General features: G+C 66.9%; 20 protein-coding genes and 1 pseudogene. 16 read left to right on the top strand and 5 right to left on the bottom strand.

Translation table 11 applies throughout. The features are described 5' to 3' along the window. Positions 1-22: 22 nt before the first annotated feature. The 5 genes and pseudogenes from dapE to map form a co-directional block, all read right to left on the bottom strand. Complete coding sequence (dapE, locus tag FHS47_RS07460) at positions 23-1153, bottom strand: succinyl-diaminopimelate desuccinylase (RefSeq protein WP_167025128.1); 1131 nt, start codon at positions 1151-1153, stop codon at positions 23-25. Between the two features lie 247 nt (positions 1154-1400). Then, a complete protein-coding gene (locus FHS47_RS07455; protein WP_167025125.1) occupies positions 1401-1754 on the bottom strand; it encodes a Spx/MgsR family RNA polymerase-binding regulatory protein in 354 nt (117 codons plus the stop codon). Between the two features lie 3 nt (positions 1755-1757). Beyond that, positions 1758-2744: a 2,3,4,5-tetrahydropyridine-2,6-dicarboxylate N-succinyltransferase gene (dapD, locus tag FHS47_RS07450; RefSeq protein ID WP_343203515.1), complete on the bottom strand. Its 987-nt coding sequence runs from the start codon at positions 2742-2744 to the stop codon at positions 1758-1760. Then, a pseudogene (glnD, locus tag FHS47_RS07445) lies at positions 2644-5229 on the bottom strand ([protein-PII] uridylyltransferase); the annotation flags it as partial. The gene dapD and the pseudogene glnD, both read right to left, overlap by 101 nt. A gap of 128 nt (positions 5230-5357) precedes the next feature. After that, positions 5358-6125, bottom strand: coding sequence for a type I methionyl aminopeptidase (gene map, locus FHS47_RS07440; RefSeq protein ID WP_167025119.1), 768 nt, complete (start codon positions 6123-6125; stop codon positions 5358-5360). A 352-nt stretch (positions 6126-6477) separates the two neighbouring features. On the opposite strand from map, the gene rpsB reads away from it, so the two are divergent. The 16 genes from rpsB to FHS47_RS07360 all read left to right on the top strand — a co-directional run bounded on the left by rpsB (position 6478) and on the right by FHS47_RS07360 (position 24807). After that, entirely contained in the window at positions 6478-7326 is an 849-nt protein-coding gene (gene rpsB / locus FHS47_RS07435) for a 30S ribosomal protein S2 (protein ID WP_167025116.1), read from the top strand. Positions 7327-7411: 85 nt separating this feature from the next. Further along, positions 7412-8290, top strand: a complete 879-nt coding sequence (gene tsf, locus FHS47_RS07430; RefSeq protein WP_167025113.1) for a translation elongation factor Ts — start codon at positions 7412-7414, stop codon at positions 8288-8290. Positions 8291-8567: 277 nt separating this feature from the next. Next, positions 8568-9290 carry a UMP kinase gene (pyrH, locus tag FHS47_RS07425; RefSeq protein ID WP_167025110.1) on the top strand — a complete coding sequence of 241 codons (723 nt, stop codon included), beginning with the start codon at positions 8568-8570 and terminating at the stop codon, positions 9288-9290. Between the two features lie 90 nt (positions 9291-9380). Beyond that, positions 9381-9938: a ribosome recycling factor gene (frr, locus tag FHS47_RS07420; RefSeq protein WP_167025107.1), complete on the top strand. Its 558-nt coding sequence runs from the start codon at positions 9381-9383 to the stop codon at positions 9936-9938. Between the two features lie 21 nt (positions 9939-9959). Next, on the top strand, positions 9960-10694 hold the full coding sequence (uppS, locus tag FHS47_RS07415; RefSeq protein ID WP_167025103.1) for a polyprenyl diphosphate synthase: 735 nt from the start codon (positions 9960-9962) through the stop codon (positions 10692-10694). A gap of 12 nt (positions 10695-10706) precedes the next feature. Beyond that, positions 10707-11525: a phosphatidate cytidylyltransferase gene (locus FHS47_RS07410; protein ID WP_167025099.1), complete on the top strand. Its 819-nt coding sequence runs from the start codon at positions 10707-10709 to the stop codon at positions 11523-11525. Positions 11526-11527: 2 nt separating this feature from the next. Then, positions 11528-12712, top strand: a complete 1185-nt coding sequence (locus tag FHS47_RS07405; RefSeq protein ID WP_167025096.1) for a 1-deoxy-D-xylulose-5-phosphate reductoisomerase — start codon at positions 11528-11530, stop codon at positions 12710-12712. Between the two features lie 45 nt (positions 12713-12757). Then, the gene (gene rseP, locus FHS47_RS07400) at positions 12758-14101 is read left to right on the top strand and encodes an RIP metalloprotease RseP (protein WP_167025093.1); all 1344 of its coding nucleotides are present in this window, start codon (positions 12758-12760) and stop codon (positions 14099-14101) included. Positions 14102-14251: 150 nt separating this feature from the next. Next, positions 14252-16675: an outer membrane protein assembly factor BamA gene (gene bamA, locus FHS47_RS07395; RefSeq protein WP_167025090.1), complete on the top strand. Its 2424-nt coding sequence runs from the start codon at positions 14252-14254 to the stop codon at positions 16673-16675. A gap of 90 nt (positions 16676-16765) precedes the next feature. After that, on the top strand, positions 16766-17794 hold the full coding sequence (lpxD, locus tag FHS47_RS07390) for a UDP-3-O-(3-hydroxymyristoyl)glucosamine N-acyltransferase (RefSeq protein WP_167025087.1): 1029 nt from the start codon (positions 16766-16768) through the stop codon (positions 17792-17794). Positions 17795-17799: 5 nt separating this feature from the next. After that, the gene (gene fabZ, locus FHS47_RS07385) at positions 17800-18264 is read left to right on the top strand and encodes a 3-hydroxyacyl-ACP dehydratase FabZ (RefSeq protein ID WP_167027762.1); all 465 of its coding nucleotides are present in this window, start codon (positions 17800-17802) and stop codon (positions 18262-18264) included. Next, complete coding sequence (gene lpxA, locus FHS47_RS07380) at positions 18261-19034, top strand: acyl-ACP--UDP-N-acetylglucosamine O-acyltransferase (RefSeq protein WP_167025084.1); 774 nt, start codon at positions 18261-18263, stop codon at positions 19032-19034. The genes fabZ and lpxA overlap by 4 nt, the downstream gene beginning before the upstream one ends. Continuing rightward, positions 19031-20254 carry a lipid-A-disaccharide synthase gene (lpxB, locus tag FHS47_RS07375; RefSeq protein ID WP_167025080.1) on the top strand — a complete coding sequence of 408 codons (1224 nt, stop codon included), beginning with the start codon at positions 19031-19033 and terminating at the stop codon, positions 20252-20254. Before lpxA ends, lpxB begins: the two co-directional genes overlap by 4 nt. Then, complete coding sequence (rnhB, locus tag FHS47_RS07370; RefSeq protein WP_167025077.1) at positions 20238-20927, top strand: ribonuclease HII; 690 nt, start codon at positions 20238-20240, stop codon at positions 20925-20927. Before lpxB ends, rnhB begins: the two co-directional genes overlap by 17 nt. 110 nt (positions 20928-21037) lie before the next feature. Then, complete coding sequence (locus FHS47_RS07365) at positions 21038-21403, top strand: hypothetical protein (protein ID WP_167025074.1); 366 nt, start codon at positions 21038-21040, stop codon at positions 21401-21403. A gap of 104 nt (positions 21404-21507) precedes the next feature. Further along, positions 21508-24807: an Ig-like domain-containing protein gene (locus tag FHS47_RS07360; RefSeq protein WP_167025071.1), complete on the top strand. Its 3300-nt coding sequence runs from the start codon at positions 21508-21510 to the stop codon at positions 24805-24807. Position 24808 lies beyond the last annotated feature (1 nt).

Here is a 24808-nt window from a genome sequence, read left to right as displayed (position 1 = left end):
ATGCCCAGGAACGCGTCGTCCTTCAGAAGAGCATACGCTCGCAGATCGCCTCGTAGAGGTCCGGCAACCGTTCCAGGTCGGCGATCGACACGCACTCGTCCACCTTGTGGATGGTGGCGTTGACGGGACCCAGTTCGATCACCTCGGCGCCCATGGGGGCGATGAAGCGGCCGTCCGAGGTGCCGCCGCCCGTGCTCTGTTCGGGATCGATGCCGCACAGATCGCGGCAGACGTTCACCACGACCTCACGCAGGCGCCCGCCTGGCGTGGCAAGGAACGGGCGCCCCGAGAGATGCCACTCGATGGCGAAGTCCACGCCGTGGTGGCGAAGGATGGCTTCCGTGCGCGCGCGCAGTTCGTCGGCGGTGCTCGCGGTGGCGTAACGGAAGTTGATCAGCGCGACGAGCTCGCCCGGAATGACGTTGTTGGCACCCGTGCCCGCATGGATGTTGGATACCTGGAACGACGTGGGCGGAAAATCCGCGTTGCCTTCGTCCCAGCGTTCCGCGGTGAGTGCGGCGAGCGCCGGGGCGAACGCGTGGATCGGGTTTTTCGCCTTTTCCGGATACGCCACGTGCCCCTGCACGCCACGGACGGTGAGCGTGCCCGAAAGCGAGCCGCGACGCCCCACCCGGATAAGGTCGCCTAGCCGGGCCTTCGCCGAAGGCTCGCCGACCACGCAAGCATCGATACGTTGCCCGGTACGGGCGAAGTGTTCGACCACTTCGCGCACGCCGTGCAAGGCCACGCCTTCCTCGTCGCTGGTCAGCAGCAGGCCGACCGTGCCGGCATGGGCGGGATGCGCGACGACGAAGCGTTCCAGCGCCACGACCATCGCGGCCACCGAGCCCTTCATGTCGGCGGCACCGCGGCCGTAGAGCAGCCCGTCGCGCTCCGTGGGCTCGAAAGGCGGCGACGCCCAGCGATCCTCCGGGCCCGTGGGCACGACGTCGGTGTGGCCGAGGAAGGCGAGCACGGGGCCTTCGCCTCCGTGCGTGGCCCAGAGATTGTCGACGTCGCCGTAGCGAAGGTGTTCGATGCGAAAGCCGACTGCTTCGAGCCGACCCGCGATCAGCGGCAGGCAGCCGGCGTCGTCGGGGGTGACCGAGCGGCGGCGGATGAGCTCATGGGTCAGTGTGAGAACCGGAGACATCGCTGATCCATTCATGGTTCGGGGAAGCGCGGAAGGCACTGGGTTCCTGCCTTCGCAGGAACGACGGCACATTGCGGGCGCGACGCTGCCTGTGCCGGAACGACGGCACATTGCGGGTGTGACGCTGCCTGTGCCCGAACGACAGCACATTGCGGGTGTGACGCTGCCTGTGCAGGACCGACGAACATCCATGGCCCCGTCGCCCCTGCGCAGGCAGGGGCCCAGCGACTCTCGGCCCGACGAGGCGTCACTTCCCGAACCGCCTCTTGAAGGCATTGTCAGTAAAACCCACGCTGACCTCGTCACCCTCCACCACCACCGGCCGCTTGATCAGCGCCGGATACTCCTTGAACAACAAGGTCCACTCCGGATCCGTGCGCGGGTCCTTGCGCTGCGGCAGCAGCGTGCGCCAGGTGGTGGACGCCTTGTTCACCAGTTTTTCCCAACCACCGAGCTTTTCCGCCCAGGCCTTCAGCGTCGCCGCGGGAACCGGGTTCGCCCGGTAATCCACGAACTCGTGTTCCACGTCGAAGCGCGCGAGCCAATTGCGCGCCTTCTTGCAGGTGTCGCAGGTGGGCAGGCCGTAAACCGTGATCGTCATGGTTCAGTCGCCGCTGCGCAGGAGTTCGTTGATGCCCGTCTTGGAACGGGTCTTCTCGTCCACCTGCTTCACGATCACCGCGGCGTACAGGCTGTGGCTGCCGTCCTTCGCCGGAAGGCTGCCGGACACCACCACGCTGCCGGCCGGCACGCGGCCGTAGCTGATCTCGCCCGTGGCGCGGTTGTAGATGCGCGTGGACTGGCCGAGGAACACGCCCATGCCGATCACCGAGCCTTTCTCCACCACCACGCCCTCCACCACCTCGGAACGCGCGCCGATGAAGCAGCCGTCCTCGATGATGGTGGGATTGGCCTGCAACGGCTCCAGCACGCCGCCGATGCCGACGCCGCCCGAGAGGTGCACGTTCGCGCCGATCTGCGCGCAGGAGCCGACCGTGGCCCAGGTGTCGACCATGGTGCCGGCGCCGACATAGGCGCCGATGTTGGTGTAGCTGGGCATCAGCACGGCGTCCTTCGCGATGTGCGCGCCACGGCGGACGAGCGCGCCCGGCACCACGCGGGCACCAAGGTTCGCGTATTCGATGGCATCGGCCTGGGTGAAGCGCAGGGGCACCTTGTCGAAGGCGCTGGACGGGCCACCGTCCATCACGCGATTGCCGTTCATGCGGAAGTAGAGCAGCACCGCTTTCTTCAGCCACGCGTTCACCGTCCAGCCGCCCTTTCCGTCGGGCTCGGCCACGCGGCGCTCGCCGGACTCGAGGAGGTTCAGCACCTGCTCGACGGCTTCGCGGAGGTCGCCCTCCATCTCGTTCTGGGTGAGGGCCGCGCGGCGTTCGAATGCGTCTTCGATGATGGATTCAAGCGTTTGCATCTGCATGTACGGAAGTCCTGGGGCTTTCGGAACCGATATGGCGCAACAGGCAGGCCCGCAGGATCTCCCGGCGATCGGGAGAGAGCGGCGCGTTGCTGCGGTCGGTGAGTTGGAAGAAATCTTCGACGCGTTCGCCGAACGTGGCAATGCGCGCATCATGCACGCGCACCTCCGCTTCGGCCAGCGCTTGCGCCACGGCCGCGAGCAGGCCGGGCCGGTCCGTGCACACCAGCGCCAGCTGAGTGCGCTCACCCGCGTCCACGAATTCGATGCGGGGCGCCATCTGGAAATGGCGAAGGTGACGCGACAGCGTGCGCTTGGCCGGCCCGTGTCCCGCCGACTGCGACAGCGCGTGCCGCATGCGCGCGCGCAGTTCCTCGGCGCGCTGCAACGAGGCCGGCGCCTGGGAGTCGGACTCCAGCAGGAGGAAGGTATCCAGCGCCATCCCTGTGTTCGACACGAGGATGCGTGCCTCCATGACGGAAAAGCGCAGGCGGTCGAGCACGGCCGTCACCGTGGCGAACAGACCGTCGCGGTCGGGCGTGTAGATGAAGAGTTCGGTGCTGCCGCGCACCGAGAACGGATGGACTTCCACCAGCGGCGTCGCGCCATGCGCGCGAAGTATCGCCGCGGTCTGCCAGGCGATCTGTTCGGGCCGGTGACGTAGGAAACTGGTATCGGGGAACTCGGCCCATACCTTAGCGATCTCGTCGGCGTCGATGTGCTCGGTAGCGAGCACACCCATGGCCTTCTCGCGGCATTCGCGCACGCGCACCGCCGCATGGGCGGGCGGCGTCAGGTCGCTGCGCAAGGCGAAGCGGGTGGCCGTGTACAGGTCGGCGAGCAGGCGGTCCTTCCACGCGTTCCACAGCTTGGGACTGGTGCCGATGATGTCCGCGATGGTCAGCAGGTAAAGGTGGTCGAGGTGTTCCCAGTCGCCCACCACGGCCGCGAAGCGATGCACCACTTCCGGGTCGGTGATGTCCTGGCGCTGCGCAGTGGTGCTCATGAGGAGGTGGTAGCGCACCAGCCAGGCCACCAGTTCCACCTGTCCCACCGGCAGGCCCAGGCGAGTGCAGAAGGCGCGCGCATCTTCCTCGCCGAGCACGGAATGGTCGCCGCCGCGCCCCTTCGCGATGTCGTGGAACAAAGCGGCGAGCAGGAGCAGTTCCGGCCTTTCCAGGTGCGGCCACACTTCGCAGGCGATGGGAAATTCGCGGCGCGCGGCGGGATCGGCGAATCGGGCCACCGTGCGCAGCACGCGCGTGGTGTGCTCGTCCACGGTGTACACATGGAACAGGTCGTACTGCATGCGCCCCACCACCTTGCCGAACGCGGGCAGGATGGCAGCGAGCAGGCCGTGCCGGTTCATTCGCCACAACGCATCCACGGCCGGGGCGCCTCGACGAAGCAGCGCGAGGAACGCACCGAGCACCTGCGGATCGTCGGCAAGCGATTCGCCGTGCTGCGATACCGCATGCTGGATGCGCCGCATGGTTTCCGCGGTGAACCCCGTGATGCCCGGCTCGTCGAGTCGCGCAATGAAGATTTCCACCAGCGACGACGGCCTGCGCACGAAGAGGTGCGGATTGCGTGGCGCAATACGCGAACCGTAGCGCACGTAGTCGGTGCCGACCGGCACCGGTTCCGTGGCCGGGTCCAGCATTTCCTCGAAGCGTTCCACCAGCTGCGTGCCCGAGCGCTCGATCTGCGTCGCGGCGCGGTAGTACCCCTGCATGAACTGCTCGACGCCGAGGTTCTTCGCGTGCTCGTCTTCGAACCCCAGCCGCTCGGCGAGCGCGCGCTGGTAGTCGAACAGCAGGCGCTCTTCGGCGCGCCCGGCTTCCAGGTGCAACGCGTAGCGGTAACGGCGAAGCGTTTCCTCCGCACGGGTGAGACGCGCCGCCTCCACGGGCTCGAGCAAACCTTCGGCTACCATCGCGTCGAAATCGGGCGCATTCGCCAGGCGGCGCCCGAGCCAGCGGATGGCGTCGAGCGTGCGCAATCCCCCGGGGCCGTCCTTTAGGTTCGGCTCAAGATTCTGGGCCGTGTCGTCGTAGCGGGCATGGCGGGCGTCTCGCTCGGCGAGCCGTGCCGCGAGATACGCGCGCGGCGGCCAGATGGCCGGATCGTCGAGGATGCCGCGAAGGCGGTCGCCGAGCGCGGGCTGGCCGACCAGGCGGCGCGCGTCGAGCAGGCTGGTGAACACGCTGGCGTCCTGCGCGGCCAGGTCGCGGCATTGCTCCACCGTCCGCACCGCATGCCCGGGTTTCAGGCCGATGTCCCACAGACAGGCGAAGAAGTGTTCCAGCGCACGCGCTAGCGCCGGCGAGTTGTCGTCGACCAGCGCCAGCAGATCGACGTCGGAACGGGGAAACAGGAGGCCCCTGCCGAAGCCGCCCACCGCGAACAAGGCCGCTTCCGCCGAATCGCCCAGGCTCGCGTGCCACACGTGGACCACGATCCGCTCCACGATGTCTCCCCGCCGGCGAGCCAGGGCCGATGCGTCCTCGCCCTCGCCGAAGGCGGCGGCCAGCGCACGGTCCACGTCGCCCAGCAACTGCCGCAGGGACCGCCGCGCCTCCGGCGACACGCCGGAGCGGGGCACCACCTTGGGGAGGCGCGGGAGCGATGGCAGTGTCATGGCCGAAACCCTCTTCGATGGCGGGCCGCAATAACCCTGTAGGAGCCGCCATGGCGGCGATGGGAGTTACCCCGCGACTTCTTCGCTCCGTGGGCTTCTCGCCGCTATAGCGGCTCCTACACAGATCATCAGGCCGCGTCGGGCCAGGGCGTCAGGATCTCGAACCCGTCTTCGGTGACGGCGATGGTGTGTTCCCACTGGGCCGAGAGCGAATGGTCCTTGGTGACCACCGTCCAACCGTCGGGCAGCGACTTCGTCTGCGGCTTGCCGGCGTTGATCATGGGCTCGACCGTGAAGGTCATGCCCGGCTTCAGCTCCAGGCCCGTGCCGGGGCGCCCGTAGTGCAGCACCTGCGGTTCATCGTGGTAGACCTTGCCGATGCCGTGGCCGCAGTACTCGCGCACCACGGAGAACCCCGCGGCCTCCGCGTGCTTCTGGATGGCCGCGCCCACGTCGCCCAGGGTGGCGCCCGGCTTCACCGCCTGAATGCCCTTCATCATGGCCTCGTAGGTGGTGTCCACCAGGCGCTTGGCCAGGACGCTCGGCGTGCCGACGAAATACATGCGGCTGGTGTCGCCATGCCACCCGTCCTTGATGACGGTGACGTCGATGTTCACGATGTCGCCGTCCTTCAGCACCTTGGTGGGGCTGGGAATGCCGTGGCAGATCACGTGGTTGACCGACGTGCAGGTGGTCTTCGGGTAGCCGCGGTACCCCACGTTGGCGGGAATGGCCTTCTGCACGTTCACGATGTGGTCGTGCGCCAGCTGATCCAGTTCCTCGGTGGTGACGCCCGGCTTCACGTGCGGTACCAGCATGGCCAGGACTTCCGCGGCCAGCCTGCCGGCCTCGCGCATGGCCTGTATTTCTTCGGGGGTCTTCGGTACGACTGCCATTGGTGCTCTCTCTTTATCCTTTGCCGTCAGGGGATTGGGCCTGCCACGCAAGATGGGGGCACCCTGTCCCGGTTGCCACCCTCGGCTTGCGGCGAAGGGGCTCCGGAGGCTACAATTAGCGAGTTTTGCCGTCCGGCGCAGTCACCCAGAGGGTGGCCACGGCGGCGATTCGAAGCGCGATTGTAACCGCACGGCGCCACCCTTGGCCCCGGCGCGGGGCAATCGCTTCAACGCCACACACGCATCGGCACCGTCTTCGGGGTGCCTGTCCTTCGGGGCGGGTCGAAGCCGGGGATGCGTGGAGGTCCCAACCCCCATAGAACCGCCAAGGCGGTTCGCCCAGGAGTATTCCATGGCACAAGTCACCATGCGCGAGATGCTGGAAGCCGGCGTCCATTTCGGTCACCAGACCCGTTACTGGAACCCCAAGATGGCCCCGTACATCTTCGGCGCCCGCGGCAAGATCCACATCATCAACCTCGAGAAGACCCTTCCGCTCTTCACCGACGCGATGAACTTCCTCTCGGGCCTGGCCCAGAAGGGCGGCACCATCCTGTTCGTCGGCACCAAGCGTTCGGCCCGCGAGGCCCTCGCCGAGGAAGCCGCGCGCGCCGGTCAGCCGTTCGTCACCGCCCGCTGGCTCGGCGGCATGCTCACCAACTTCCGCACGGTGAAGCAGTCGGTCGCCCGCCTGAAGGAACTCGAGGCCGCCGAAACCGACGGTTCGTTCGACCGCCTGGTGAAGCACGAAGTGCTGGCCCGTCGCCGCGAGCGCGATAAGCTGCAGAACTCGCTGGGCGGCATCAAGGACATGAACCGCCTGCCGGACGCGCTCTTCATCGTGGACATCGGCCACGAAGACATCGCCGTTCAGGAAGCCCGCAAGCTCGGCATCCCGGTCGTCGCCGTCGTCGATACCAACTACGACCCGGCCCTCGTCGACTACGCCATCCCGGGTAACGACGACGCCATCCGCGCCATCCAGCTCTACGCCCGCGCCGCCGCCGACTCCATCCTGGAAGGCAAGTCCGCCGCTCCGAACGCCGCCCGTGGCGACGCCAACGAGTTCGTGGAGCTGGACGAGGAAGGCAACCCGGTCGCCAAGGACGAAGCCCCGCGCGGCGAGCGTCGTGGCGCCCCGGCCAAGAAGGGTGCACCGCGCCGCGAAGGCGGCCGTGACGGTGGTCGTGGCCGCGCGTAAGCGCCCCACCCCGTAACCCGCTCTTCCGTTTCACCGGCGCCGCGGCACCCTCGCCGCGGCGCCCACCAAACTTTGAGGAATTACCATGGCTGAGATCACCGCAAGCCTCGTCAAGGACCTGCGCGAGCGTTCCGGCGTCGGCATGATGGAGTGCAAGAAAGCGCTCGTCGAAAACAACGGCGACATCGAAGCGGCGATGGAATGGCTGCGTAAGAACGGCATGGCCAAGGCCGACAAGAAGGCCGACCGCGTGGCCGCCGAAGGCCTGGTGGCCGTCGCCGTCGACGGCGGCAAGGGTGTCATGGTCGAGGTCAACAGCGAGACCGACTTCGCCGCCAAGAACGAACAGTTCATCAAGTTCACCAAGGACGTCGCCGACGTCGCCCTCGCCGCCGGCGCCACCGACATCGACACGCTGAAGGGCGCGAAGCTCGGCAGCGGCACGGTCGAGGAAGGCGCGAAGGAACTCACGCTGACCATCGGCGAGAAGTTCGACGTGCGTCGCATCGCCGCCATCCAGACCGACGGCGTGCTCGGCGCCTACTCGCACGGCGGCCGCATCGGCGTGCTCGTGGCGCTCAAGGGCGGTTCGGAAGAGCTGGCCAAGGGCATTGCCATGCACGTGGCCGCGATGAACCCGCGGTTCGTCAGCGAGAAGGACGTCCCGGCCGATTTCCTCGAGAAGGAAAAGGAAATCGAGCTTTCGAAGATGACCGACAAGGAAAAGGCCAAGCCGGCCGACATCCTTGAGAAGATCGTTTCGGGCAAGGTCAACAAGATCCTGGCCGACGTCACGCTGGTGGGTCAGTCCTACGTCATCGACACCGACATCACGGTGGGCGAGGCCCTGAAGAAGGCCGGCGCCGAGATCGTCGAAGTCAAGCGCCTCGCCGTGGGCGAGGGCATCGAGAAGGTGCAGGACAACTTCGCCGAAGAAGTGATGAAGCAGGCGGGCCTGGCGTAAGCCTTCTCCGTAAGTTGCAAAAGAAAAGGCCGCGATTGCTCGCGGCCTTTTTTTTGGGGCGTGAAGAGTAAAGCGTGAACAGTGAACCGTAAAAGAGCGAAGCGGGAGGCACGAGTTACATGTGCCCCGGTTCACTGTTCACTGTTCACTGTTCACGGTTCACGGTTCACGGTTCACGGTTCACGGTTCACGGTTCACGGTTCACGGTTCACGGTTCACGCTTCACTCTTCACGCTAGAATACGGCCGTTTTGCCTCACACAATCTGGAGACCCCCTATGAGCACCCCGCTGAACCACCGCCGCATCCTGCTCAAGCTCTCCGGTGAAGCCCTCATGGGCAGCGAGGACTACGGCATCGATCCGAAGGTGATCGGGCGCCTTGCGAAGGAAATCCTTGAAGTCCGCGAAGCGGGCGTACAGGTCGGAGTCGTGATCGGCGGCGGCAACATCTTCCGTGGCGCGGGCCTCGCGGCCGCGGGCATGGATCGCGTCACCGGCGACCACATGGGCATGCTGGCCACCGTGATGAACGCGCTGGCCATGCAGGACGCCATCGAGAAGCTGGGCGGCGAAGCGCGCACCATGAGCGCCATCAAGATCAACGAGGTGTGCGAGGACTTCATCCGCCGCCGGGCCATCCGTCACCTCGAGAAAGGCCGTGTGACGCTGTTCGCCGCCGGTATCGGCAACCCCTTCTTCACCACCGACTCTGCCGCCGCCCTGCGCGCGGTCGAGGTGGGCGCCGACCTGCTGCTGAAGGCCACCAAGGTCGACGGCGTCTATTCGGCCGACCCGAAGCGGGTGCCGGGAGCGGAGCGTTACGAACACCTCACCTACAACCAGGTGATCGAGCGCCGGCTGGAGGTGATGGACACCGCGGCCATCGCCCTTTGCCGCGAGAACAAGCTTCCGCTGCGCATCTACGACATGACCCAGCCCGGCAACCTCATGCGGATCATGCGCGGGGAGCCCGTCGGCACCCTGGTCGACGCCGGCTGACGCACCCGTCCCCGTCTGGCGCAGCGCGGCACGGCCCTCGCCGGCCGCGCTGCTATACTCGCCTGCTGACCCGCTCCACCGGACAAACCCATGATCAACGACATCAAGAAAGATGCTGAAACCCGCATGGGCAAGAGCATCGACTCGCTCAAGCACGACCTGAAGACCATCCGCACCGGTCGCGCCAACCCGTCGATCCTCGAGAACATCAAGGTGCCCTACTACGGCACCGACACCCCGCTCGCCCAGGTGGCCAACGTCACCACGCCCGACGCCCGCTCCCTTTCCGTGAAGCCGTTCGACAAGAGCATGGTCGGCCCCATCGAGAAGGCCATCATGGCCTCGGACCTCGGCATCACGCCGACCACGATGGGCATGGACATCCGCCTGAACTTCCCGCCCCCGACCGAGGAGCGCCGCAAGGAGCTCGCCAAGAACGTGGCGAAGGAAGGCGAGCAGGCGAAGATCGCCATCCGCAATGTGCGCCGCGACGCCATCCAGCACGTGGACAAGCTGCTGAAGGACAAGACGATCACGGAAGACGACAAGAAGCGCGCCGACGACGACATCCAGAAGCTGACCGACAAGTACGTCAAGGAAGTGGACGACGTGGTCAAGGAAAAGGAAAAGGAGCTGATGGCGCTCTGACGCGCCATCGGTCGGGCATTCATGGCAGCGAAGCCCGTCGACCGGGTTCCCCGCCACATCGCCATCGTGATGGATGGCAACGGGCGCTGGGCGAAGCAACGCCTGCGCCCGCGCTCGTTCGGCCACCACGCAGGCCAGAAGGCGGTAAGGGAAGCCGTGGAGTTCTGCCTGCGCCGGGGCGTCGCCTCGCTCACGCTGTTCGCCTTCTCCAGTGAAAACTGGCAGCGCCCCGCCACCGAGGTGTCGGCGCTCATGGAACTCTTCCTGAAGGCGCTGGACAGGGAAGTGGACGAACTGCACGGCAATGGCGTGCGCATCCGCTTCATCGGCAATCTGGACGCCTTCGCCCCCGAACTGCGCAACCGCATGCTCGCCGCGATGGAACGCACGGCCGGGAACACCGCCCTCAACATGAACGTGGCGGTGAATTACGGCGGCCGCTGGGACATCGCCCACGCGGCGCGTCTCGCTGCGGAAGCCGTCGCCCGTGGCGAGTTCGGCCCCGGCGACATCGACGAAAAGCGCTTGCACGACTACACCTGCCTGGCCGACCAGCCTCCGCTCGATCTCTTCATTCGCACGGGCGGCGAGCGCCGGGTAAGCAACTTCCTGCTCTGGCAGATCGCCTATGCCGAGCTTTATTTCACCGACACCCTCTGGCCCGATGTCGACCAGGCGTGCCTCGCCGAGGCACTGGACGACTACGCACGCCGCGAGCGCCGTTATGGGCGCACGGGCGAACAGGCCACGAGCTGACGCCGGAATCCCATGCTGAAGCAACGCATCATCACCGCCGCGATCCTCATTCCGCTGGTCCTGGCGCTCATCCTGCTGCCCCCCACGGCGTTCTTCGCGTCGCTGGTCGCCATCGTCTTCGTCGGCGCCGCCTGGGAATGGAGCCTGCTGTCGGGCTGCCGCACCCAGGCCGGGCGCGGCATCGTGGCCGCGGCGGCCGTCGTCGTCTTCGCGGCGCTGATCGCCGTGCGCACTCCCGGCCTGCTCCTGATGCTGACCCTGATCGGCGTCGCCTGGTGGATCGGCTGCTGTTTCTGGCTGCGCCATTTCACCTTCGCGGCGGCGCCCAACGCCGAGAACCGCATGCTCAAGCTGGGCGTCGGCGCGCTCGTGATCGTGCCGGCCCTTGCGTCGGCCATCCTGCTGCACGAAAGCCACCGCGGGAACTGGTGGACGCTGCTGGCCCTGGTCATCGTCTGGGCCGCCGACACCGGCGCCTACTTCAGCGGCCGGCACTTCGGGCGGCGCAAGCTCGCGCCGCGGATCAGCCCGGGGAAGACATGGGCGGGCGTCTATGGCGCCATCGTCGCGGGCGGCCTCATGGCCCTGCTGGGCGGTTACCTGATCGGTGTGCGTGACGGCGGCCAGCTGGTCGGCCTGTTGCTGCTCGGTGTGGTCACCGTCGGCATCGCCGTGGTGGGCGATCTCTTCGAAAGCCTCATGAAGCGCCATGCCACGGTGAAGGATTCGGGCAACCTGTTCCCCGGCCACGGCGGCCTTCTCGACCGCCTGGACAGCGTCTTCGCGGCCTTGCCGGTGTTCGCCGCCGGCAAGCTCCTGCTGGGCCTTTGAGCATGGCCGTGCGTCAGGTCGCCGTACTCGGGGCCACCGGCTCCATCGGCGGCAGCACGCTGGACGTGATCGCCCGCCACCCCGATCGCTTCCGGGCCAGCATCCTCGCCGCGAATCGCGACAGCGCAGGCCTCGCGGCCCTCTGCGCGCGCTTCCGTCCCGACCTGGCCATCGTTGCCGACCCTGCCATGGAAGCGGACCTCGCCCGGCGCCTCGCCGCGGCAGGCGTGCGCTGCGAGGTCGCCAGCGGCGCCGACGCCGTCACTGCCGCGGCCTCCGGGCCGCTCTGCGACGCGGTGGTGGCCGCCATCGTCGGAGCCGCCGGCCTGGATTCCACACTGGCCGCGGCGCGGGCCGGCAAGCGCCTGCTGCTGGCGAACAAGGAATCCATCGTGATGGCCGGCGCGTTGCTGCTCGAGGCCCTCCGCGAGGGCGGCGGCGACCTCATCCCGATCGACTCCGAGCACAACGCCATCTTCCAGTGCCTGCCCGGCGGGCGTCCGGACCTGGGCCGAGCGGGTGTGCGCCGCATCATCCTCACGGCGTCCGGCGGCCCGTTCCGCGGCCGCACCCGCGCCGAACTCGGCAAGATCACCCCCGGCGAGGCATGCGCCCATCCGAAGTGGTCGATGGGCCGGAAGATCTCGGTGGACTCGGCCACGCTGATGAACAAGGGCCTGGAGGTCATCGAGGCCCACCACCTGTTCGCGGCCCCCGTCGATGCCATTGAGGTCGTGGTGCACCCGCAAAGCCTCGTGCATTCGCTGGTCGACTACGTCGACGGCTCGGTGCTGGCGCAGTTGGGCAATCCCGACATGCGCACGGCCATTGCCTGCGCCCTCGCGTGGCCTGAGCGGATCGAGGCCGGCGTGGCCCCGCTCGACCTCGCCGCGCACGCCCGACTGGACTTCGAGACGCCGGATACCGACACCTTCCGCTGCCTCGCCCTGGCCTTCGCTGCCCTGCGCGAGGGCGGCGACGCCACCGCCATCCTCAATGCCGCCAACGAGGTGGCCGTGGACGCTTTCCTGGCTGGCACCCTCCCCTTCCTCGGCATTGCCGAGATCGTCGAACGCGTACTCGCGGAACTGCCGGCCCAACCCGTGGTCGATGTCCAGACCCTCGTCGCACGTGACGACGAGGCGCGCCGGGCCGCCAGGGGCGTGCTCCACCGCGCTTACTGCTAAACTCGCTCCACCCAAACGTTTTTCCACCGAGACCCACCCTCCCCGATGAGCCCCGTCCTAGGTTCCGTGTTCTGGCTGCTGGTCACGCTTGGCGTGCTGGTAACCTTCCATGAATTCGGCCATTACTGGGTCGCGCGCCGCTGTGGCGTGCGGGTACTGCGTTTTTCGGTGGGCTTCGGCCGCCCCCTCTGGCGCCGCGTGGCGAAGGACGGCACGGAATACCAGATCGCCGCCATCCCGCTGGGCGGCTACGTGAAGATGCTCGACGCCCGCGAGGGCGACGTGCCCGCCGCGGAACGCGGTCAGGAATTCACCGGCAAGTCCGTGTGGAAGCGCATCGCCATCGTCGCGGCGGGCCCCGCGTTCAACCTCATCTTCACCATCGCCGCGTTCTGGGCGATGTACATGATCGGCAAGCCCGACGTGGCTCCCATTGTCACCGCCGACCCGGGCACGGTGGCCGCCACGGCCGGCATTCGCCCGGGCGACCGCCTTGTCGCCATGAACGGCGACCCGGTGAACAACTGGAGCGACGCCACCGAAATCCTCGCCAACGGCCTGCTCGGCAGCGAGCCGCTACCGGTTCGGGTGCAGGGCACCGACGGCGCGCAGCGCGATGTCGTGCTGCCGCTCCAGCGCCTGGAGGGCGGCGGAGACATCGGCAAGCGCTTCACACAGCTCGGCATGACCCTGCAGGCGCCTCCCGTTGTGGGCGAGGTGGTCAAGGGCGATCCGGCCTCGCTCGCGGGCATCCGTGCCGGCGACCGCATTCTCAGCGTCAACGGCAAGCCCGTCTCCGATTTCGACGATTTCACCCGGCTCGTTCCGGAACAGGCCGCCATCTCGCCGAAGCTCGCGGTCGCCGTGCAGCGCGACGGCCAGACGAAAACCTTCGACGTCACCGCACGCATGAAGTCCGAGCAGGGCCAGCCGGTCCGCTGGCTCATCGGCGTGGCCCGGCAGCCCCTGGAAGAGGCCACCCTCCGCTACGGCCCCGCGCGCGCCTTCAGCGAATCGCTGCGGGCCACCTGGACGGGCACGGCTTCCACCTTCAACCTCATCGGCAAGATGCTTTCCGGTGAGGCATCCACCAAGAACCTGTCCGGCGTCATCGGCATCGCGCAGGTGGCGAACGACTCGGCCAACCGCGGCCTGGGGTGGTTCCTCAACTTCCTCGCCCTGGTGTCGCTGAGCCTGGCCATCCTGAACCTGCTGCCGATCCCGGTCTTGGACGGGGGACACCTGCTGTATTACCTTATCGAGTTGATCAAGGGCAGCCCTGTCAGCGAACGCACCATGATCGCTGGTCAATACGTGGGCATCGTCCTGTTGTTTACCTTGATGGGGCTGGCGTTCTTCAACGACATTCAACGCATGCTTGTCTCGTGAGCCACCAGCTCGCGACGCAACCGTATCACCGAGGCTCCTGGCGCATCCGCGCCCTGCGCCGAACGACGCAAGGCCAGAGTCTTGCGCGTGCTCCTCTTCGGTCGCCGGCCTCGTCCGCCGTCGACTGGAATTAACCCAACGGAATCGACGATGAAGCGTATCGCCGCCCTGATCCTGCTTGCCTCCCTGTCCGCCAATGCGCTTGCCGCCTTCGAGCCGTTCGTCGTCTCCGACATCCGCATCGACGGCCTGACGCGCATCGCGCAGGGCACGGTGCTGAGCTACCTGCCGATCGAAAAGGGCGAAACCTTAAGCGACGACAAGGCCCAGGCCGCCATTCGCGCCCTGTACCAGACCAAGTTCTTCAGCGACGTGGAACTCGACCGCCAGGGCGACATCCTGGTCATCAAGGTCGTCGAGCGCCCGGCCATCGCCAAGCTCACGCTGCGTGGCAACAAGGACATCAAGGAAGACGACCTCCGCAAGGGCCTGAAGGAGATCGGCCTGGCCGAAGGCGAAACCTTCGACCGCCTCTCCCTCGACCGCGTGCAGCAGGAACTCATCCGCCAGTACTACAACCGCGGCAAGTACAACGTCTCGGTCGACCCGCACGTGACGCGCCTCGATCGCAACCGCGTGGCCATCGACATCGAAATCCGCGAAGGCAAGGCGGCGAAGATCAAGGAGATCAACGTCATCGGCAACAAGGCGTTCAGCGACAAAGACATTCGCGACGGCTTCGAGTCGAACACCACGAACTGGCTGTCCTGGTACTCCAAGGACGACCAGTACTCGCGCGAGAAACTCTCCGGCGACCTGGAGAAGCTCAGCAACTACTACATGAACCGCGGCTACGCCGACTTCGGCATCGACTCCACCCAGGTGGCGATCAGCCCGGACAAGCGCGCCATGTACGTCGACGCCAGCGTGAAGGAAGGCGAGGTCTATACCGTCTCCGACGTGAAGCTGCTCGGCGAACTCATCCTGCCTGAAGACACCCTGCGCAAGCTGGTCTTCATCCACAAGGGCGACACCTTCAACCGCGGCGCCATCGAGGCCAGCACGGACGCCATCAAGGGCATCCTCGCGAACATCGGCTACGCGTTCGCCAAGGTCACCCCGATTCCGAAGCTCGACAAGGACAAGCGCACCGCCGATCTCACGCTCTTCATCGAGCCGGGCAAGCGCGTGTACGTGCGCCGCGTGGTCTTCCAGGGCAACACCCGCACGGAAGACGAGGTGCTCCGCCGCGAAATGCGCCAGCTCGAAGGCGCGTGGTATTCGCAGGGCGCCATCGACCGTTCGAAGACGCGCCTGCAGCGCCTGGGTTACTTCAAGACGGTGGACATCGACAAGGCGCTGGTGCCCGGCACCGTCGACCAGGTGGACCTCACCGCCAAGGTGGAAGAACAGTCCGCCGGCTCGCTGATGTTCGGCGTGGGCTACTCGCAGTACTCCGGCATCATCCTGTCGGCCTCGGTGTCGCAGAACAACTTCCTGGGCACGGGCGACCGCTTCTCCATCGCCGCGGAAACCAGCACGTATTACAAGCGCGTGAACGCGAGCTACACCAACCCGTACCTCACCGATTCGAACATCGCGATCGGCTACAACCTCGGGTACAGCAAGCTCGACTACGGCGACACCGATCTCGCGAACTACACGTACAGCACCAAGTCGTTCGAAACCACGGTGTCGATCCCGATCACCGACTTCGACAACGTGTCGACGAGCCTCGGCGTCAGCTCGAACCTCATCAACACCTCGTTCTACACGCCGCAGGAGTTGGTGGCCTACCAGAACGCGCTCGGCAACAAGACGATCCACTCGTGGACGTCCAGCCTGGGTTACTCGCACGACACGCGCAACAGCTACTGGGCGCCCACTCGCGGCGGCCAGCTCACGGCATCCGTGTCCGGCGCGTTGCCCGGCTCCACCGTGCAGTTCTACAAGCTGTTCGGCGAAGCCAACCATTACTGGCCCATCGGCAAGGGCTTCGTGCTCTACCTCGACGGCCAGGTCGGCTATGGCAAGACCTACGGCCAGACCTACGACAACGACGGCTACCTGATCAACGCGGACGGCACTCGCGGCGCGCAGATCTACAAGAAGGGCGACAAGATCGACTTCCCCTTCTGGGAGAACTACTACGCGGGCGGCGTGCGCGACGTGCGCGGCTTCCAGGACAACACCCTGGGTCCTCGCCTCTGCGACGGTATCTCGTCCACCCGCGAGCCGGACAGCAAGGGCCGCTGCACCGGCGGTGCGTACACCTACGGGCAGCCGGTCGGCGGCGCGTTCAAGGTGCTGGGTACCGCGCAGGTGTTCCTGCCGCTGCCGTTCCTGAAGGACGTGAACACGGCCCGTGTGTCCTGGTTCGTCGACGTCGGCAACGTGTACAAGAACTATGCCGCCTTCGACGCCAGCGAACTGCGTGCCTCCACGGGCCTCTCGCTGCAGTGGCAGGCGCCGATCGGTCCGCTGATCATCAACTTCGCCGTGCCGTTCCGTAAGAAGGACGCCGACAGCCGCTTCGTCGAGCGCATCCAGTTCACCTTCGGCAACACGTTCTAAGGGCGCGAACCGTAAAGCGTGAACTGTAAGTAGAATCGTGGGGTGGCGGAGGAGCGATCCTTGCCACCCCTTTTCTTTTGGGAGCTTTTCGTGAGCGGGAATCCGCAATTTTCACTTGCTGAACTGGCCGAGCGTTTTGGGCTCGAAGCGCATGGGGATCCCGCCACGACGGTGGACGGCGTGGGCACGTTGGCCACGGCCACGCCGAACCAGTTCACCTTCCTCTCCAATCCGAAGTACACCTCGCAGCTGCCTGATTCGCAGGCGGGCATCGTCGTGCTGAACGCCGATGCCCTGCCCCTGCGCCGCGGCGCGGCGCTGGTTGCCAAGGACCCTTACGTCGCCTACGCGAAGATCGCCGCGCTGTTCGAGCGGCACGCGGACGCGCCGCACGGTATCCATGTCAGCGCCGTGGTCGCCCCCTCCGCGCGTGTCCACCCCACGGCCAGCGTGGGTCCGTGCTGCGTGATCGAAGACGGCGCCGTCATCGAGGAGGGCGTGGTGCTCGGCCCGCACTGCGCCATCGGCCCGGGCTGCGTGGTGGGCGCGAATTCCCGCCTGGTGGGGCGCGTGACCCTGGTGATCCGGGTAACGCTTGGCAAGCGGGTGCTGATCCACCCCGGCGCCGTGATCGGCGCGGACGGCTTCGGCATCGCCTTCGATCGCGACCGCTGGGTGAAGCTGCCGCAGCTCGGCGGCGTGCGCATCGGCGACGACTGCGAGATCGGCGCGAACACCACCATCGACCGTGGCGCGCTGGAAGACACGGTGCTGGAAGAGGACGTTCGCCTCGACAACCAGATCCAGATCGCCCACAACGTCCATATCGGCGCGCACACCGCCATGGCCGGCTGCTCCGCCGTCGCCGGCAGCGCGAAGATCGGCCGTTACTGCCTCATCGGCGGCAATGCGGGCATCCTGGGACACCTCGAACTGGCCGACCGGGTTACCATCACCGCGAAAAGCCTCGTGACCGCTTCGATCCGGGAGCCCGGCGAATACTCGTCGGGTTCTCCGTTGCAGGAAAACCGCCTGTGGCGTCGCAACGCGGCGCGCATGAAACACCTTGACGAGTACGCGCGCCGTCTCGCGGCGCTGGAAAAGGACAAAGGGCAATGACCGAAATGAAAGCTGCCGTGACGCTCCCCGTGGATGTGGAGCAGATCCAGCGGCTCCTGCCGCACCGCTACCCGTTCCTGCTGGTGGACCGGGTGCTTTCGATCGATCCCGGCAAGACCATCACGGCGATCAAGAACGTCACCATCAACGAGCCTTTCTTCCAGGGCCACTTCCCCGGTCATCCGGTGATGCCCGGCGTACTCATCGTCGAGGCCATGGCCCAGACGGCAGGCCTGCTCACGCAGATCACCAGCCAGGTCGACGGCCAGTCCGGCAGCCCGCTGTTCTACCTCGTCAAGGTAGACAACGCGCGCTTCTCCGCTGTCGTGGCCCCAGGCGACCAGCTCGTGATGGAGGTCTCGCTGAAGCGCCTGATCCGCGGCATGGGCCTGTTCGAGGCCAAGGCCTCGGTGGACGGCAAGGTGGTGGCTTGCTGCGAACTGATGTGCGCCGCCAGGAGCGACAAATGATCCACGCCACCGCGCAGATCGATCCGTCCGCACGCATCGCGGACAACGTCAGCATCGGTGCCTACAGTGTCATCGGTGCCGACGTGGTCATCGGCGAAGGCACCACGATCGGCCCGCATGTGGTGATCGAAGGTCCCACGACCATCGGCCGCGACAATCGCATCTCGCAGTTCGCGTCCATCGGCGGTCCGCCGCAGGACAAGAAATTCAAGGGCGAGCGCACCGAACTGGTCATCGGCGATCGCAACCTCATCCGCGAATTCGTCACCATCAATCGGGGTACCGGCGACGGCGGCGGCATCACCCGCATCGGCAACGACAACTGGCTGCTGGCCTACGTACACGTGGCCCACGACTGCCAGATCGGCAACAACGTGGTGTTCTCCAACTACTCGGCCCTGGCCGGCCACGCGGAAATCGGCGACTGGACGATCCTCTCGGGGTTCTCCGGCGTGCACCAGTTCTGCAAGGTGGGTGCCCACGCCTTCATCGGCATGGGCTGCCTCGTCGGTTCCGACGTGCCGCCGTTCGTGATGATGGCCAACGAGACCCGCGGCCGTCCGCGCGGCATCAATAGCGAAGGCCTGAAACGCCGCGGCTTCGACACTGCGCGCATCGCCGCCATCAAGCGCGCCTATCGCACGCTCTACATGGCAGGGCTTCCCCTGGCTGAGGCGCGCGAACAGCTGGTGGCACAGGCCGAAGGCAGCGACGACGTGCGACAGATGCTCGACTTCCTCGATCGCAGCGAGCGGGCGCTCGCGAGGTGACATCGCCCGACGCGCCGCTGATCGCCTTGATCGCCGGCGAGGATTCCGGCGACCAGTTGGGCGCCGACCTCATCGACGCCCTGCGCCAGCGCTATCCGCAGGCGCGCTTCGTGGGCATCGGCGGGCATCGCATGCTCGAACGCGGTTTCGAGTCCTGGTACGACATCCGCGAACTCTCCGTGATGGGTTTCGCCGAAGTGGTGAAGCACCTGCCGCGTCTGCTCCGCCTGCGCCGCGACCTGCTGGCGAAGCTGTTCGCCGCCCACCCCTCGTTGACCGTCGGCATCGACGCCCCGGACTTCAACCTCGCCGTGGAGCGCAAGCTTCGGGAAGGTGGGCTCATGACGGCCCACTACGTCAGCCCTTCCGTGTGGGCCTGGCGCGAGAATCGCGCCGCGAAGATCGGCCGTTCCGCCGCCCGCGTGCTCTGCCTGTTTCCCATGGAGCCGCCGATCTACGCCCGCCATGGCGTGGACGCGCGCTTCGTGGGCCATCCGCTTGCCGACCGGTTTCCCATGGTCTCCGGGCGTGACGGTCCGCGCGATGCGCTGGGCCTGCCGCACGACGCGCCGGTGCTCGCGGTGCTGCCCGGCAGCCGGCCCAGCGAGATCGAGCGCACCGGCGCCATCTTCATCGAGGCGGCGAAGCGCGTGGCGGCGGCCATGCCGGGTTTGCGCATCGTCGTACCGGCTGCCAACGAACGCGTGCACGCGCGCCTGGCGGCCCTGCTCCAGGGTTTCCCCGGCGTGGCGCCGCGGCTCGTCGACGGGCACGCACACGAGGCCATGCTGGCCGCCGATGCCGTGCTGCTGGCGTCGGGCACGGCCACCCTGGAAGCCATGCTCGCGAAGCGACCCATGGTGGTGGGCTACCGTGTGTCGCCCACCAGCTACCGCATCGCCAAGGCCCTGCGCATGTTGAAGACCGACGTGTACAGCCTGCCCAACATCCTCGCCCGTGCCTGCGGCCTTGGCCGCGACCCCCTCGTGCCTGAATTCATGCAGGACGACTGCACGCCGGAGAACCTGGCGCGCGCCACGCTCGACCTGCTGGCAGACAGTGAACGCCGCGGCGCCATCGTCGCCGCGTTCGAATTCCTGCACCAGGAACTGCGCGGCGGCCTCGAAGGCCGTGCCGCCGACCATGCAGCCGATGCCCTGGCCGATCTTGTCGCTGCCGCCCCCGGACAGTACCCTGCCCGTCATGCCTCGCCGTCGTAACGTCACCTCCCACCTTGCCCGCGACCTCGTCGTCGCCGGCGTCGACGAGGCCGGTCGGGGGCCGCTGGCCGGGCCCGTGGTCGTCGCAGCGGTGATCCTCGACCCCACGCGCCCCATCCGCGGCCTCGACGACTCGAAGCAACTGACCGAGGCGGTGCGCGAGAAACTCTTCGGCCGGATCGTCGAGCGCGCCCTCGCCCACTGCGTGATCTTCGTGGAACGCGAAGAAATCGACCGGATCAACATCTTCCAGGCAACCATGGTCGGCATGACCCGGGCGCTCATGGGCCTGTCCTTGAAACCGCACGTGGCGCTCGTGGACGGCAACCGCCTCCCGCGCACCCTTCCCTGCGAAGGCAGGGCGGTGATCGGCGGCGACGGCTCGGAACCGGCCATCAGCGCCGCGTCCATCCTGGCCAAGGTCAGTCGCGACCGGCACATGACGGCCCTGGACAGCCTCCATCCCGGCTACGGCTTCGCCCGGCACAAGGGCTACGCGGTGCCCGAGCACCTCGATGCGCTGGGTCGCCTGGGGCCGTGCGAGGCACATCGGCGCAGCTTCGCCCCGGTGAAGCGCTGGTTCGAGCCCGAGGCCGAACTGGCACCCATGGACGATCTTTTCGGCGCCATGGACGACGAACTCGCGGCCCTGACCGCCGGGGCTGCGGCCTGACTGGCCTTCTGGCCTAGCCTAAAGTCCTCCCCGGCCCTGCCGATACGAAGGCTAACGCCCTCCTCCAACGCGGAGGCGTAGCCCTTTCCCTATCGACAGGTAACACCCCCATGAAGAAGCTCGTCATCGTCACCGCGCTGTTCGTCGCCGCTCCCCTGTCCGCCCAGGCCGCCTGCGCACCCAAGGACTTCGCCATCGACGGTTTCGCCGTGAAGCTCCAGCAGGGTTCGGGCCAGCCCCGCTTCAGCATGAAGGGCAACCTGGTCAACAAGTGCGCGGAGCCCGCCGCTGCCCAGATCCGCATCGACGCGAAGGACGCCAGCGGCAAGGTCATCGCCAGCAAGCAGGGCTGGCCGGCCGGCACCTCGAACATCGAGCCGGGCAAGAGTGTGGACTTCGACCTGGGCCGCCTGTTCCGCTATTCCGCCGACATGCAGGACTACACCGTGGTCGTGTCGGACGTGAAGGCCTGGTAAGACCCGCACGCGCGGGTTTCCATCTATAACCTTCGTAATATAGGCCGGCCGCCGGAAGCGGCGTAGGGTGCGGGCGAGGAGTTTCACCACGACAAGGATCTGTCATGAACGACACCCGGAACGGTGCGCTTTCGCCCCTTGTTTCCCGGCTGGCCTCCCCGCTGCCCAAGCCCCGCATCCCCGACGCCGACGATGGCGGCCTCGGCTACGACGACATCCTGCGCATTCCGGACAGGAACCTCTCCGTGGATGTCGGCCCCTGGGACGGGTTTGAAAACGGCGACACCGTCCGTGTGCTGGTCGGCCCCGACCAGCGCATCTTCGGCACCGCGCCCGCGTCGGCCGACGACAAGTATGGAACCGTCACGGTCGTCGTGCCTGCCCGCAATTTCTCGTTTCTGGCCGACGGCACCTACGAGGTGGTGGCCCAGGTCGTCAATCAGCTCGGCATACCGGTGTCCTCGCCCCCTGAAGCGGTCCGCCTGAAGCTGAGCGTGCCCGGCGGTCTGGATCCGGTGGCCGACACCACCCATCGCAACGAGAACCTCGCGGCGCCCACGGTCGAGCCCATGCTCATCGACAACGACACCGTCACCGCGATCGTCACCGTGCCGGCCTGGGACAACATCGACGAAGGCGACCGGCTGATCCTCCGCTGGGGCCTGGCCGGCAATGAGATGACCTACGACGTGATCGATCCGGAGGCGGACGTGCCCCCCTTTACCGTCGACCGCGCGATGATCGACAAGGGCGGCTCCGGTAGCAAGGTGGAGGTCACTTACCATATCTTTGATGTTGTCGGTAACTGGTCGCTGTTCGCACCGCCCACCAACGTGGACGTGGAAGCGCCCGATGCCCTGCCGCCTCCCTGGGTCGACCCGACCGTCGGCGATGCGGGCGAAGTCATCGACGTCCGGGCCCTGGCCGGCGGCGATGCCACCGCCGAGGTCCACAGCCTCCTCCAGGTCGGCGATGTGGTCACCGCGAAGTTCCTGGGCACGACCGCCGAGGGCTCGGCCACCGAGTACACCCCCCCTCCGCAGACCGTGACCGTCGCAGGGCGCCCCTTACTCTTTGTCCTGCCCAACCGCTTGTTTCCGCCCCTGATCCAAGGCGCGTGCGCCGTCGGCTATACCGTCGTGCGCGGCGGGGCCTCCCTTCCTCCTTCGTCCCTGCGTCGCCTCTCGGTCATCGGCGAGGCAGCCCAATTGGCGCCGCCCTCGGTGGACGAGGCGGTCGGCGATACCATCGACCCGGCCCACGTCACCAACGGCGCCCACGCCAGCGTGTCGGCCAACCCGCTGATCGTTCCCGGCACCCGCGTCACCCTCGAGATGTACGGCACCACCACCGGCGACGTCCCGGTCGGTCATCAGGACTACCGCGACATCGGCGACAACACGCCCTTCCCCTTGAGCTTCCTCATCCCGGCCGGGAAGATCGCCTTGCTCGCCGGCAGTACGGCCACCTTCGCCTATACCGTGGATACCTTCGTCATGGACGGCGGCCGGCGGCTGCGCCGACGCAAGGAGGGCAACGGCGCCCTTCCGTCGCCCGAACGCACCTACCGCATTCTGGGCTCGTCGACCAATCTGCCGCCGCCCAGCGTGCCCGAGGCCGAGAACGGCCAACTCGATCCGGCCAAGGTCGATCCCCTGATCGGCGTGCGCGTCGATGTCGACGGCGTCGTCGCCAACGATCGTGTCACCGTGAGCTGGATCGGCACGAAAGACACCACGCCCTATACCGAAACCCTCACCGCCCACGGCAGCCGCGTCAGCTTCTTCGTCCCCAAGACACCTTTCGTCGACGGCAACGTCGACGCCGACGTCGAGGTCGAATACACCGTCGAGGGCAAGGGCCGCTCCGATCCGCTGTCCTTGCACGTCGGCGCCGGGCTGGGCGCACTGCCCCCGCCCGGTGTGGACGAGGCATCGAGCGGCACGCTCGATCCGGTCGATGCCGCCGACGGGGTCACCGTGCGCGTGCCCACCCTCTCCCCGCCCCTGCAGGCCACCGATCAGGTGCGCGTGCAGTTCGGCACCTATGAAACCCCGCCCAAGGCAGGCAACGAGGCGCTCGTCTTCACCGTTCCCGCCGCCCAGGTCGCTCTCTATCTGGGCCGGACCGTCACGGTGAGCTACATCGTCGTGCGCGACACCGTACCCTATCCCTCGCAAGACCTGTCGCTGCAGGTGCTGCGCTTTACCGACGGCGATTCCCGCCTGCCGACCCCGGTCATCCCCCAGGCCAGCGGAGGCAAGGTCGACCTCGGCACCTTCACCGGCAACGCCGCCGTCACCGTTGCGCCCTGGCCGTTGATCGCGGTTGGTCAGAGCGTCTGGCTGGAAGTGCGCGGCATCGCCGGCGGCCAGACCACAACGATATGGCTGCGCACGGCCTCCCCGGTGACCTCCGGCGAGGTTACCGCCGGACTCGACGTGGCCCTGGCGCGCACCGACCTGGAAGCCCTCGACGACAACTCGACGATGACGGTGGTGGCTTCGGTGGGCTTCGTCGCATTTTCGGAAGAGCCTGACGTGCTGTTCCCTCAGCGGCAGTACACCCTCGCCAAGGTGCCCGCGATCGTCCCGAACATCACCGGCGTGCGCGATTCTGACGGCAACGCAGTGGCCAACGGCGGGTCCACCACGGATACCACCCTCACCCTGAGCGGCACCGCCCAACCCAACCAGCAGGTACAGATCCTTGACGGCGCGACGTCGAAGGGCAACGCCACGGTGAATGGGAGCGGCGCGTGGTCCCTAACCCTTTCGGGTCTTGCCGTGGGTGCGCACAACTTCAAGGCCAGAGGGCTCTACGGCAGCAATCCGGAATCTGCCGTGTGGCGAGTAACGGTGGAACAGCCGCTGACGATCGACCCCACGCCCGTCACGCTGCCCGGCCTATGCTTCGCATGGAGCGATCCGGGCTTGCCCCTGTCTCCCGTGTGGTATGAAAACAGCTTTGTCGATCGGCCCGCCTCCGGCGGCTCTCCGCCCTATACCTACACGTCCTCCAATACCGACGTCGCACGTGTGACCGCAGCGGGTGTTGTTCGCGCACGGAGGAACGGTACTGCCACCATCACGGTCACGGACTCGGACAATCAGACCGCCAGCTATTCCGTCACCGTTACCAACGCATGGCTCATGGAATACATCGGCGACTTCATCTGGAACGGCGCCATCCAGTATCAACGACCTGGCGGACATCTGCCGACAGGCGACGAGATGAACTGGAAGATCAGGCCCAATTGGGCGCCGGCGTGGCCGCGCCCAGAAATCGTCTGGTGGACTGCGGACGCAAGGACCGCCGACGCGCTTACGGTCAATGTCGCGACTGGATACGCGCAATATGAACTCAAGGCCTTCTCCCATTCATCGCTGAGTGTCTATCGATGAT

Origin of the sequence: Luteibacter sp. SG786 (genome assembly GCF_011759605.1) — a bacterium.
Classification (GTDB): Bacteria; Pseudomonadota; Gammaproteobacteria; order Xanthomonadales; family Rhodanobacteraceae; genus Luteibacter.
Note: the sequence above shows the minus strand (reverse complement) of the source record. Positions and strands in the feature narration are given on the sequence as shown.